The organism is Streptomyces sp. SID1328, assembly GCF_009865595.1.
Taxonomy (GTDB): domain Bacteria; phylum Actinomycetota; class Actinomycetes; order Streptomycetales; family Streptomycetaceae; genus Streptomyces; species Streptomyces griseoluteus.
This window is the reverse complement of the sequence record NZ_WWKH01000090.1, coordinates 1-12,208: the sequence shown is the minus strand read 5'-3', so window position 1 is coordinate 12,208 and position 12,208 is coordinate 1. Positions and strand designations below refer to the sequence as shown.

Below are 12,208 nucleotides of genomic sequence, written 5' to 3'. Positions count from 1 at the left end.
GACCAGCTGGCAGAGATCTCCAGCGCCATCCTCGGCCATCTGCAATCGGACCACCCGGCTGTCGGCCGGTGACTGGGCACGGTTTCACGCTGATCGAGGGCATGGCGAGAGCCCTGCCACGGAGCCGGCTTAGGGCCCGCGCGCTCTCAGTCCGGCACGACCCGAAGGCCGCTGACGCGCCAAGAGAGCAGCCTCCTGCGCGACGCGGACACATCTAGCCCCCCGCGTGCGCGACGGGCATGAGGGCGACCGCGGCAGCGGACCGCCCCGCACGCCACCGCGGGGGCATCGGCGCCGCTGCCGTCAGGGACCGTCCACGCCGGCGACCGGCGGCAGGCTCGGACGCCCGCTGAAGCCGGTGCGGTGCAGTACGCCCGCGAGGTGGTCGGTGAGCAGTTCGCGTGCTTCGGCCGGGCGTTGATCATGCAGCGCGGTGGCGATCCCGGCGTGTTCCGCCATGTCCGCTGCCGCGTGGTGCGGGCCGGCCGTTGCGGCGGCGGCGATACGGAGTTGCCGGTTCCACAGCGTCTCGTAGAGCTCGCCGAGGACGGGATTGCCCGCCGCCCGCATGAGCCGGATGTGGAACTCGCGCCCGAACTCCCGCGCACTGGCCGAAGTGGTCTGCTTCTGCTCTTCTTCGCAGTCGTGCAGCAGCGCCGAGCCGATCTCTCGCATCGCCTGCGGTCCGCGGGCGACCAGCGAGTCCAGGGCGAACAGTTCCATCAGGAGTCGCGCCTGCAGCACTCCGTGTGCGTCATCGGGTCCCACGGGCACCACGACCGCACCCCGTTTGGGATAGACGCGCAGGAACCCCTCGTTCTGCAGCCGCTGGAAGGCCTCCCGGACCGGGGTGCGGGAGATCCCGAGGTCCGTTGCGACGGTCCCCTCGGAGAGCAGGTGGCCGCTCGCGTACTCCCCGTCGAGGAGCTTGTCCCGGATGTGGACGTAGGCGCGGTCGGCGGCTTTCGGCTGGCTGCTCATGCGAGTCATTGTGCCGCATGCATGCAAGGTGACAGCTTGCTTGCACTCTTGCTTGTATACAAGCTTGCGTTTAAGCTGACATGCATGTCGGCGGTGGCCTTCTCCACCGCGATGGCAGCCCATCCCCGCACGGCTCACGATGGAAGCGGGCCGACATCCGCTCGGATGAGAAAGGGTGACGCCATGCGCACCGCGCTGTTCGTCACGTGCCTCAACGACACTCTGTTTCCGGCGACAGGACAGGCCACGGTCAAGCTGCTGCGGCGGCTCGGCATCGAGCTGGAGTTCCCCACCGCACAGAGCTGCTGCGGCCAGATGCACTACAACACCGGCTACCGGGCCGAGACCGCGAAGCTGGCACGCCACTTCGTGGAGGTCTTCGGCGGCTACGACCGGATCATCGTGCCTTCCGCTTCGTGCGGCGGGCTGCCCGCGGAGGCGTACGCGACCGCCGCCGAGTCCGTGGGCGACTACGACCTGCTCAACGACGTCCGCGCCCTGGCGCCCCGCGTGCACGAGGTGACGCGGTTCCTCACCGACGTACTCGGTGTGGAGGACGTGGGCGCCTACTTCCCCCACCGCGTCACGTATCACCCCACCTGCCACAGCCTGCGTGCCTCGGCGCTCGGCGAGAGGCCCTACCGGCTGCTGCGAGCAGTGAAGGACGTCGATTTCGTCGAGTTGCCCGCGCAGGATGAGTGCTGCGGGTTCGGCGGCACCTTCTCGGTCAAGAACGGTGCGGTCTCCGGCGCCATGAACGGGGACAAGGCCCGGCATGTGCTGGAGACCGGGGCGCACGTCCTGGCGGCAGTGGACAACTCCTGCTTGATGAACATCGGCGGCCGCCTCTCCAAGGACGGTCACACGGTGCGTTCCATGCACCTGGTCGAGATCCTGGCCAGGACCGAGGAGGACGGCCCGATGGACGGCGTGCCGGTCGCGGGACTGGAGGTCATGCGATGAGCAAGGTGTTCGTGGACTGGCCGAAGTTCCCCACGGCGGCCGAGAGTGCCACGCGGGACGAGCAGCTGCGTGCCAACGTGCGCCGGGCCACCCACACGATCCGCGGCAAGCGCGGCGTCCTCGCTGCCGAGCGCCCCGACTGGCAGGATCTGCGCGACAGCGCGGCCGGCCTGAAGGACGAGGTCCTCGGCCACCTCGACAGCTACCTCGAACAGGTCGAGGACAAGGTCACCGAGGCAGGCGGCATCGTCCACTGGGCGGAGAACGCCCAACAGGCCAACCGCATCGTCACCGATCTCGTCCGGCAGACCGGCGAGACGGAGATCGTGAAGGTCAAGTCCATGCTGACCGAGGAGATCGGTCTCGACGGCGCCCTGGAGGCAGCCGGCATCAGCGCACGTGAGACCGACCTCGCCGCCGCCATCGTGCAGCTCGGTGACGACCTGCCGTCGCATGTCGTGGTCCCGGCCCTGCACCGCAACCGCACCGAGATCCGCGACATCTTCGTGCGGGAGATGGGCAAGCACGGCCGCCCCGCTCCGGACCGTCTCACGGACGACCCCGAGGAGCTGGCCGAGGCGGCGCGGCTGCACATGCGGGAGAAGTTCCTCAAGGCGAAGGTTGCCGTCTCGGGTGCCAACTTCATCGTCGCCGAGACCGGCACCCTGGTGATCGTGGAGTCCGAGGGCAACGGGCGCATGTGCCTGACCCTGCCCGACACCCTGATCTCGGTGGTCGGCATCGAGAAGGTCGTGCCCACCTGGCGGGACCTGGAAGTCTTCCTGCAACTGCTGGCCCGCAACGCCACCGGTGAGCGGATGGCCCCCTACACCAGCAGCTGGACCGGCGTCACGGACGGCGACGGGCCCTCCACCTTCCATCTGGTCCTGGTCGACAACGGCCGCACCCGCGCCCTGGCCGACCCGGTGGGACGGCAGGCGTTGCGCTGCATCCGCTGCGGTGCCTGCATGAACATCTGCCCCATCTACGAACGCACCGGAGGCCACGCCTACGGCTCGGTCTACCCCGGCCCGATCGGCGCGATCCTCAACCCCCTGCTCAAGGGGCCGGACGACCCCCAGACCGCCTCACTGCCGTACGCCTCCAGCCTGTGCGGTGCCTGCAACGAGGTCTGCCCGGTCCGCATCCGCTTCACCGACGTGCTGCTCAAGCTGCGCGCGGACGTGGCCGAAGGGGACGCCAAGGTCAAGCACCCCGCCGAAAAGGCGGCGTTGAAGGCGGTGGAAACCGTCATGGACCACAACCCGCTGTGGAACGCGGCCGTCAAGTCGGCCGGCAAGGCCGGCGTGCTCCTGCCGAAGAACATGGGTCTGCCCGGTCCCCTGCACGGCTGGACCGACAGCAGGAGCATCCCCGACATCCCCAAGCAGTCCTTCCGCACCTGGTGGGAGCGCACCGACGGAGGCACCAAGTGAACGCGCGCGAAGCCATCCTCGGCCGCATCCGCGCGGCCGTCGCCGACCTGCCGGCCGAGCCGGTGGACGTGCCCCGCGCCTATCTGCGCAGCGCCCCGGGCATCTCCCCCGGCGACCGAACGGCCGTCATCGAACTGTTCGTCGAACGCCTGGAGGAGTACGGGGCGACCGTACGCCGGGTGCCGGCGCACGGCCTGCCCGCCGCGGTGGCGGACGCCCTCGACGAGAGCTCGGCGCGTTCCGCGGTCGTTCCCGACGGCCTTCCCGCGGCCTGGTCGGCCCAGTGGTCCGGTGTGATCCGCAGGGACGCCCCGCCGCTGTCGAAGGCGGAACTCGATGCCACCGACGCCGTGATCACGACGTGCGCGGCCGCCATCGCCGACTCTGGAACGATCATCCTGGACGCAGGCCCCGGACAGGGCCGGCGCGCCCCCACGCTGGTGCCGGACGTCCACGTCTGCGTCGTGGGTGAGGAGCAGGTCGGCTCCTCCATGCCCGAAGTGATCAACCAGCTCGATCCACGCCGTCCGATCACATGGATCAGCGGCCCCTCGGCCACCGCGGACATCGAGATGATCCGCGTCCAAGGCGTCCACGGCCCCCGCAGGCTGACCGTCCTCATCACGCCCTGAGGGGGGCCGCGACAGACGCGCGCGATGTGGGGTCGTGCAGCGACACCACCGTTACCGAACCAGGACCCGCTCCCATGGCATCCGCAGCACCAACCTCGCAGTCGCGCCGTTCGCTGGCGGCTGTGACCTCCTGGCTGCGCCGAACTCTGCGTACGGTGCGCGCGGGGTTCCCGCTCGCCGCCGCCCTGCGGAGTGTCGTCGCCCTGGCCCTTCCCCTCCTGCTCGGACTGTGGACAGGACACACGGTTCCGGCCGTGTTCGCCGCGATCGGTGCCCTGTGGGGGGTGGGGCAGGACAGTTCGTCCCCCTACCGATTGCGCATGCAGCGACTGGTTGCCGTGGGACTGGCCAGCGCCCTCGGCCTGCTCATCGGAGAACTCGCGCTGCGCAGCGGGGACATGGCGGCAGTGGCGGGCTGTCTGGTCGCCACGGCGCTGGTCGGCGGGCTGATCAGCCTGCGGGGCCCCATTCTCTCCGTGGCGGGCATGCAATTGCTCCTCGGCACCACCGTCGGCAGCGGCATCGCTGTGTCCGGCCCGTGGTGGCAGCCGCCCCTCGCACTGCTCTCGGGCACGCTTCTGGTGACCGTCCTGTCCACCAGCCCGTGGCTGTGGCGGCGGCACCGGATCGAGTCCGACGCCGTGCGCGCCGTCTACCGCGCCGCCGCCCGGACACTGGCCGCCGTCGGCACCCCGCACGCCGAGGCCGCGCGCCGCTCCATGACGCTGGCACTCAACGACGCTCACGACGTCATGGCCCCGGACCTGGCGAAGGCGGCCCGGCACCAGTCGGTGGATCCCGATACCCGTCGACTGCTCGAAGCGCTGCGTCTGGCCGTACGTCTCGGCGGGGTGGTGTCGGCGTTCGTGTGGGAGGGGCGTCCCCTCCCCCACTGCGTGGCCGGCCTCCCCCTGGCTATGGCCGAGCGCCTGCTTCCTCCCGGGGGCACCGCCACGGAGCAGAGGCTCGTGCCGACCGAGAACGGGGTGCCCGACTGCGACCTGCGCTCACCCGCTCTCCACGCTCTGGTGGAACTGTGCGGGACGGCCGACGCGGAGGCCGGCTCGGATGTGGTTCTTTCGGTACCGGCACGGCCGCGGCCGGGTCGGACCGTTCATCTGCGGTACGCCGTTCTGCTCGCTGCCTGTGTGCTCGTCGCGTACGTCAGCGCTTTGCTGCTGCACGGACCGAGGGGCTACTGGCTGCCCATGACCGTGGCCTTCATCTACAAGCCCGACTTCGGCCCCGTGCTGCGCCGGGCGGTACACCGCTGCGTCGGCACGGTCGTCGGCGTGGCCGCGACCGGGGCCGTGGCTCTGCTGACCGGCAACACACCCTATGCGCTCATCGGAACGGTAGCGGTCTTCGGCGCACTCATGGCGGTAGGAGTACGCCACCACTACGCCGTCGCCACCACCGGTCTGACGGGAATCGTCTTCGTCCTCGTCGACCTGCTCGGAGACCACCGGCCGCTGTACGGCACCCGCATCCTGGACACCATCCTGGCGGCGGCCATCGTGCTGGTGGCGAACTTCCTGGTGTGGCCCGACTCCGCCGACAGCTGGGCGGCGGCGCAGACCGACGCCGCCCTGCTCGCCGTCCGCCGGTACCGCGACCTGGCACCGAGCGCCACGGCTTCCCAGCGGCAGACTCTGCGCCGCGCCGCCTACCGCAGCCTGGCCGACGCGCGGCGCGCGGCGGCTCAGGCCCACGCCGAAACCGTCTCCCCCAAGCGCGGCCTTCCGGACTGGGAGGCGACGATCATCGCCGCCGAGCAGGTCTGCGACGCCGTCACGGCCCAGGCCCTGACCGGCACCGGCGGCTCCGCTGGAGATCATGCGCCGGACAGCGCCTAGGCCCAGGCCCGCAGAGCGGCGTCGACGACGATCTCCACCGTGTCACGCCCGAGGCGGTTCCCGGCGATGAACCGCTCGAAGAACAGGGGACCGACCGTGGCCATGGCCATGGTCTCGGCGGTGACGTCGGGCCGGAGCTGGCCGCGCTCGACGGCCGCGGCGACAGCAGGGCGCACGGCATCGGCGATCTGGTCCATCAGCGTCTGCCGGAGATGACGCATGCCTTCGTCGTTCCGGGAGCCGCCGATGACGGCGACGAGGACAGCCCCTGTGTTCTCGTCGTCCAGCCGCTCGGCGAGCACGCCCAGATTGTGAACGAGCTCGGCTCGCGGATCGTGCCCCGAAGCGGCCCTGATCTCCTCCGGCACCGGGGGCAGCGGCGGCATGCCGGCTTCGAGGGCGGCCAGGCGCAGGTCGAGGGGGCCGGGCCAGTGCCGGTAGACCGTGGCCCTGCCAACACCGGCACGGGCGGCCACCGCTTGATGCGTCACGGCCTCGAGGCCGCCTTCCGTGAGCAACGCGGTGGCCGCCGCGACCATGGCTTCGCGACTGCGCAACAGACGCGGATCAGTTCTCACCTGCACCTACTCCACTTCTATGAGGCCAAGCGCCTTGCAGTGTCACTATGAGTCATCTCGTCTCATAGTAGTGGAAGAGGAAAGCCCGGAGTCCGCATCCATTACGCGGCGTGCGTCACATGTGTACGACGGGTGCGGAGTCCTCGTCCTGCTGCGGTACGCCACGACGGTACAACAGCAGGGTCACGACCAGGCCGAGCACGAACACGGCCGCCGACCACCAGTAGGCGGTGGCGTAGCCCTCCAGACCGGCCTGCGCCAGGACGCCGGGGTCCTTGGGGTTGCGCCCGGAGAGGTAGTTGGTGGCGGCGTCGGAGGCCATCGTGCTGAGCAGGGCGACGCCGATGGAACCGCCGACCTGCTGGACGGTGTTGACTGCGGCGGACGCGACGCCGGCATCGGCCGCGGCCACTCCGGAGGTGGCCAGGCTCATGGCGGGCGCGACGACGGTGCCCAGCCCGATACCGACGAGCACCAGCTGGGGCAGCACCTGGGCCAGGTAGCCGCTGTTCAGGTCCAGCGTGGTCATCCACCCCAGGCCGGCGGCCGCGATGGCCATGCCCAGCGGGACCACGGGCTTGGGACCTACGCGCCGCACCAGGACGTTGTTGGCCACGGCGGAGGCGGTGGACGAGGCCACGATCATGGGCAGGAAGGCGAAGCCCGTCTTAAGCGCGCTGAAACCGAGACTCTGCTGCAGGTAGTAGGTCAGGAACAGGAACACGCCGAACATACCCGCGCCGATGACGAAGAGGGAGACGAAGGAGGCCCCGCGGTTACGGTCCAGGAGGACCCGCAGAGGCAGCAGCGGATACGCCGCCCTGGTCTGCCACCACACGAAGACCGCCACGAGTACGGCACCGGCCGCCAGCATGCCCCAGGTCGCCGGCGAGGCCCAGCCGTGCGTCTCGGCGTTCGAGAACCCGAAGACCAGGCAGAACAGACCGATGGAGACCAGCAGAGTGCCCAGGACGTCGAGCTTGGAGGACGTGTTGCGCGGGGTGCGGTGCAGCAGGGCTATGCCACCGACGAACGCCACCACCGCGAAGACCACGTTGACGTACATGGTCCAGCGCCAGTTCAGGTACTGGGTCAGCACACCCCCGAGGATCAGGCCGACGGCTCCGCCGGCACCGGAGATCGAGCCGGCGACGGTGAAGGCCTTCGCCCGCTCACGCGGCTCGGTGAAGGTCGTCATCAGGATCGACAGCGCGGACGGGGCCAACAGGGCGGCGAACAGGCCCTGGACGGCCCGCGCGACGACGAGCATGGCGAAGCTGTTCGCCGCGCCTCCCACCATGGAAGCGGCCGCGAAGCCGGCCAGACCCACCAGGAAGGTCACCTTCTGACCGACCAGGTCCGCGATCCGGCCGCCGAGCAGCAGCAGACTGCCGAAGGCCAGCGCGTAGGCGGTGACCACCCACTGCCGGTCGGCGTCCGAGAAGCCGAGGTCGCGCTGGGCGGAGGGCAGGGCGATGTTGACGATGGTGCCGTCGAGCACACCCATCAGCATCGACAGGGAAATGACCAGCAGGATCAACCAGCGGCGTCCGTGTGACGGGTCGGCAGGCACCTTCTCAGGTGCGGCCTCAGCGCCCCGAGCGGCGGCGACGGCGTTCTGGGACATGGGACAGCCCTCCAGACAAGACGAACACAAAAGGGGGGAAGGAATCAGGTACGGCTGCGGGACGGCGTGGCCGCTTCGGTGAACGGCTCGCGCGGGTGCTCCAGTTCGATGAGGCCGACGGTGTCCCGCTTCAGCAGGGAGGCCAGGCACCAGTCCACGAACACGCGGATCTTGCGGTTCAGCGTCGGCACACGGCTGCCGTGGTAGAGGCGGTGGAACCACCACGCCGGCCGTCCCTTGAGCTTGATCCTGCCGAACAGGATCGCGACGCCCTTGTGGAGGCCGAGGCCGGCCACCGCGCCGAGGTTCTTGTGCCGGTATTCCGTCACCGGCCGGCCGCGCAGAGCCGCGAGCACGTTGTCGGCGAGCACCGGGGCCTGCCGTACGGCGTGCTGTGCGTTGGGCGGGCACCAGGCGCCCTCTTCGCCGGCCAGATCGGGAACCTGGGCGTTGTCGCCCGCGGCCCACACATGTTCAAGGCCCCTGACCTGCAGCGTGGGCAGGGTGTCGACGTGGCCGCGCGGGCCGAGCGGCAGGCCGAAGTGGGCCAGGGCGGGGTTGGGGCGCACGCCGGCGGTCCACACGATCGTGGAGGCGTCCGTCTCGATCCCGTTCGCCAGTACCACGTGCTGGTCGACGCAGGACTCCATGGAGGTCTCGAGGTACACCTCGATGCCCCGTGCCTGGAGCTTCTCCATCGTCCAGACACCGAGGTCGGCGCCCATCTCGGGGAGGATGCGCCCTGCGGCCTCGACCAGGATGAAGCGCATGTCCTCCCGGCTGACGTTGTGGTAGGTACGGGCGGCGTCGCGGGCCATGTCCTCCACCTCCGCGATGGTCTCCACGCCGGCGAAGCCGCCCCCGACGAAGACGAAGGTCAGAGCCTTGCGCTTCACCGTCTCGTCCGTGGTGGAATCGGCCCGGTCCAGCTCGGCCAGCACGTGGTTGCGCAGGCTGATGGCCTCTTCGACCGACTTCATGCCGATGGCGTGCTCGGCCAGGCCGGGGATCGGGAAGGTGCGGGAGACGGAGCCGAGCGCGACGACCAAGTGATCGAAGGGCAGTTCGAGCGCATCGCCCGCCGCGGTGGTGACGTGGGCGACCTTGTCCGCCTGGTCGACGGAGACCACGTGGCCGGTCACCACTTCCGCGCCGGTCAGGACACCGCGCAGCGAGGCGACCAGGTTGCGCGGCGCCACGTTGCCGGCTGCCGCCTCCGGGAGGAAGGGCAGGTAGGTCATGTACGAGCGGGGGTCCACGACCGTGACGGTCGCCTCGCCGGGGCGCACCTTCTTCAGCAGGCGCATCGCGGTGTAGAGGCCGACGTAGCCGCCGCCTGCAATGAGAATGCGCGGCCTGTTCGGGACAGGTGCAGGGGTCATGACGGTTCCTTGTGCGTGAGACAGGACGTGAGAGCGTTCCGGAGCGGGCGCGGACGAGTTGGCCCGCGGGATGTGCTGGGTGCCGATGCGCTTGCGGAACACCCAGTACGACCAGGCCTGATAGCCCATGACCAGCGGCGCGAAGACGGCGCCCACCCAGGTCATGATCCCCAGCGTGTACGCCGAGGAGGACGCGTTGGTGACGGTCAGGCTCCAGGCGGGGTTCAGCGTGGACGGCATGACGGCGGGATAGAGCGTAAGGAACGACGTGGCTGCCGTCGCCGCCACCGTGGCGGCGGAGAAGGTGAACGCCCACCCCTCCCGGCCGGCCCTGGTGCAGGCGAGCGCGACGCCCCAGGCCACCAGCGCGATGACCACCGTCACCAGGCTCCGGCTGTTGCCACGGTCCGCTTGCGTCCAGAGCAGGAAGAACGCGGCGGGCACGGTGGCCACGACGCCGAGTCTGACGGCGAGTGTTCGGGCCCGGGCGCGGATGTCGCCGACCGTCTTGAGCGCGACGAACACCGCTCCGTGGACCGTGAAGACCGCCAGCAGGGTCACCGCGCCGAGCAGCGCGTAGGGGTGGATCAGACCGCTCGGTCCGCCGGTGTAGACGTGCCGCCGGTCGATGGCGACACCGTGGACGACGTTGGCGAAGACCAGGCCCCACAGCAGCGGCGCCAGCAGCGAGCACCAGAATATGGCGTGCTCCCAGTTGCGCTTCCACCGGACGCTCTCGCGCTTGGCCCGGTACTCGAAGCCCACGGCCCGCACGATCAGGCACACCAGGACCGCGAACAGCACGAGGTAGAAGCCGCTGAACATGGTGGCGTACCAGCCGGGGAAGGCGGCGAAGGTCGCGGCGCCGGCCGCGATCATCCAGACCTCGTTGCCGTCCCAGACGGGGCCGATGGTGTTCAGCAGCACGCGGCGTTCGGGCTCGTCGCGGGCGAGGAGCTTGGTGAGCACACCGACGCCGAAGTCGAAGCCCTCCAGGACGAAGTAGCCCGTCCAGAAGAAGGCGATGAGCAGGAACCAGAGATCGTGCAGGTGCATGGGAATCGTTTCCTGACGGCTGGTCAGTAGGCAAAGGTGAGGATCTTGTCGTCGTCCTCGGCGGAGAACGGACCGCGCAGCCGGGGATCACGCTGCGGCGGCTGCTCGTCGAGCCGGGGCCCGGCCGTGGCGTACTTGACCATCAGCCTGACTTCGATGACGGCGAGAATCCCGTACAGGAGGGTGAAACCGATCAAGGTGGTGAGCATCTCGCCCGCGCTCACCCCTGGTGAGACGGCGTCCGGGGTACGCATCAGGCCGTAGACCACCCACGGCTGGCGGCCCGTCTCCGTGAAGATCCAGCCGAACGAGTTCGCTATCAGCGGGAACCCCAGGGTCCAGACGGCCGCCCGCCAGGCCCACTTGGTGAGGACCGGCCCGAGGGCCCGGTTCCTGGTGAGCATCAGGTTGGGGACCTCGTCCGGCCGGGTGACGCAGGCCGGGGCGATCCAGTGCCGGTTGCGGGTCAGCCACAGCCCGGCCGCGCCGACGGCGACGGAGGCCATCCCGAACGTGATCATGAAACGGTACGACCAGTACTCCAGCGGGACGTTGGGGAGGTAGTCCCCCGGTGCGCCGCCGTACTGCGCCGCCATGGCCGCCGCCGCGTTGTTGATGCCGGTGACGGGAGTGTGCGGGTTGCTGTGGGCGAGGAACGACAGCACGTACGGAATGTCGATGCCGACGGTGTTCTGGTGCTTGCCGACGTCCGGGACGGCGAACACCGAGAACGGGGCGTTCGCCGCGGTGTTCCACAGCCCCTCACCTGCGGCCATCTTCAACGGCTCCTGGTCGATCATCAGTTTGCCGAGGGCATCGGCGTCGAGAACGGTGGCGAAGCCGGCGACGGCCAGCACCGCGAGGCCGACCCGCAGGGAGGTCCGCATGACGCCGACCCGCCCCGCCTCCATCGCGCCGCCTCGCTCCTGGGTGCGCTTCGCGCGCCACAGGTGCCAGGCGGCGATGCCGGTCACAAGCGCTCCCCCGGTGACGAAGGCCGCCGTGAGGGCGTGCAGGGCGGCGAACACCGCGGTGGGCTGCAGGAGCACTTGGGAGAAGTCCGTCAGCCGGGGACGGCCGTGGTCCATCCGGTATCCGACCGGGTGCTGCATCCAGGAGTTCGCCGCCAGGATGAAGTAGGCTGACAGCACGGTGCCGAGGGACACCATCCAGATGCAGAACAGGTGCAGCCGGCGTGGGAGCTTGTCCCAGCCGAACATCCACAGCCCGATGAACGTGGACTCGAAGAAGAAGGCGATGATCGCCTCCATAGCCAGCGGCGCCCCGAAGATGTCACCTACGAAGCGGGAGTACGCCGACCAGTTCATGCCGAACTGGAATTCCTGGACGATGCCGGTGACCACGCCCATCACCATGTTGATCAGGAAGAGCTTTCCCCAGAACTTGGTGGCGTGGAAATACTTCTCCTTCTTCGTGCGCACCCACGCCGTCTCCAGGCCGGCCGTGATGCCGGCCAGACTGATCGTCAGCGGCACGAAGAGATAGTGGTAGACGGTGGTGATTCCGAACTGCCAGCGGGCTGTCACGTCGGGGGACATGGGCCGTGTGCACTCCCTCTCGGGGGATCCGACGGCGACTTTGTGAAAGTGAATACATTCACGAAGAGGGCCGTAAGCGATCGGGGTTCCGGGAGGGAGCGAGAGCGGTCGCTCCCTCCCGGGCATGAGGGGCGGGCA

Annotated in this window: 9 protein-coding genes and 1 pseudogene; 4 read left to right on the top strand and 6 right to left on the bottom strand. The window is 69.5% G+C overall.

The window, feature by feature from the left end; all coding sequences use genetic code 11:
• Positions 1 to 303: 303 nt before the first annotated feature.
• Entirely contained in the window at positions 304 to 981 is a 678-nt protein-coding gene (locus tag GT030_RS02925) for a GntR family transcriptional regulator (protein ID WP_161199680.1), read from the bottom strand.
• A 183-nt stretch (positions 982 to 1,164) separates the two neighbouring features.
• Between GT030_RS02925 and GT030_RS02920 the strand changes: the two genes are divergently transcribed.
• The 4 genes from GT030_RS02920 to GT030_RS02905 all read left to right on the top strand — a co-directional run bounded on the left by GT030_RS02920 (position 1,165) and on the right by GT030_RS02905 (position 5,868).
• A complete protein-coding gene (locus GT030_RS02920) occupies positions 1,165 to 1,944 on the top strand; it encodes a (Fe-S)-binding protein (protein WP_161199682.1) in 780 nt (259 codons plus the stop codon).
• On the top strand, positions 1,941 to 3,380 hold the full coding sequence (locus GT030_RS02915) for a LutB/LldF family L-lactate oxidation iron-sulfur protein (RefSeq protein ID WP_161199679.1): 1,440 nt from the start codon (positions 1,941 to 1,943) through the stop codon (positions 3,378 to 3,380). Before GT030_RS02920 ends, GT030_RS02915 begins: the two co-directional genes overlap by 4 nt.
• Positions 3,377 to 4,012, top strand: a complete 636-nt coding sequence (locus GT030_RS02910; RefSeq protein WP_161199678.1) for an LUD domain-containing protein — start codon at positions 3,377 to 3,379, stop codon at positions 4,010 to 4,012. The genes GT030_RS02915 and GT030_RS02910 overlap by 4 nt, the downstream gene beginning before the upstream one ends.
• A gap of 74 nt (positions 4,013 to 4,086) precedes the next feature.
• Complete coding sequence (locus GT030_RS02905; RefSeq protein ID WP_161199677.1) at positions 4,087 to 5,868, top strand: FUSC family protein; 1,782 nt, start codon at positions 4,087 to 4,089, stop codon at positions 5,866 to 5,868.
• Here GT030_RS02905 and GT030_RS02900 read toward each other — a convergent pair.
• From GT030_RS02900 to GT030_RS02885, 5 genes and pseudogenes are all read right to left on the bottom strand, one after another.
• Positions 5,865 to 6,407, bottom strand: coding sequence for a TetR/AcrR family transcriptional regulator (locus tag GT030_RS02900; protein ID WP_161199681.1), 543 nt, complete (start codon positions 6,405 to 6,407; stop codon positions 5,865 to 5,867). The genes GT030_RS02905 and GT030_RS02900 overlap by 4 nt on opposite strands.
• A gap of 154 nt (positions 6,408 to 6,561) precedes the next feature.
• Positions 6,562 to 8,073 carry an MFS transporter gene (locus GT030_RS02895; protein WP_161199676.1) on the bottom strand — a complete coding sequence of 504 codons (1,512 nt, stop codon included), beginning with the start codon at positions 8,071 to 8,073 and terminating at the stop codon, positions 6,562 to 6,564.
• Positions 8,074 to 8,117: 44 nt separating this feature from the next.
• Positions 8,118 to 9,455, bottom strand: a complete 1,338-nt coding sequence (locus tag GT030_RS36115; protein ID WP_237522167.1) for an NAD(P)/FAD-dependent oxidoreductase — start codon at positions 9,453 to 9,455, stop codon at positions 8,118 to 8,120.
• Between the two features lie 108 nt (positions 9,456 to 9,563).
• Positions 9,564 to 10,511: pseudogene (gene cydB, locus GT030_RS36110) on the bottom strand (cytochrome d ubiquinol oxidase subunit II); the annotation flags it as partial.
• 23 nt (positions 10,512 to 10,534) lie between these two features.
• The gene (locus GT030_RS02885; protein WP_161199674.1) at positions 10,535 to 12,070 is read right to left on the bottom strand and encodes a cytochrome ubiquinol oxidase subunit I; all 1,536 of its coding nucleotides are present in this window, start codon (positions 12,068 to 12,070) and stop codon (positions 10,535 to 10,537) included.
• Positions 12,071 to 12,208 lie beyond the last annotated feature (138 nt).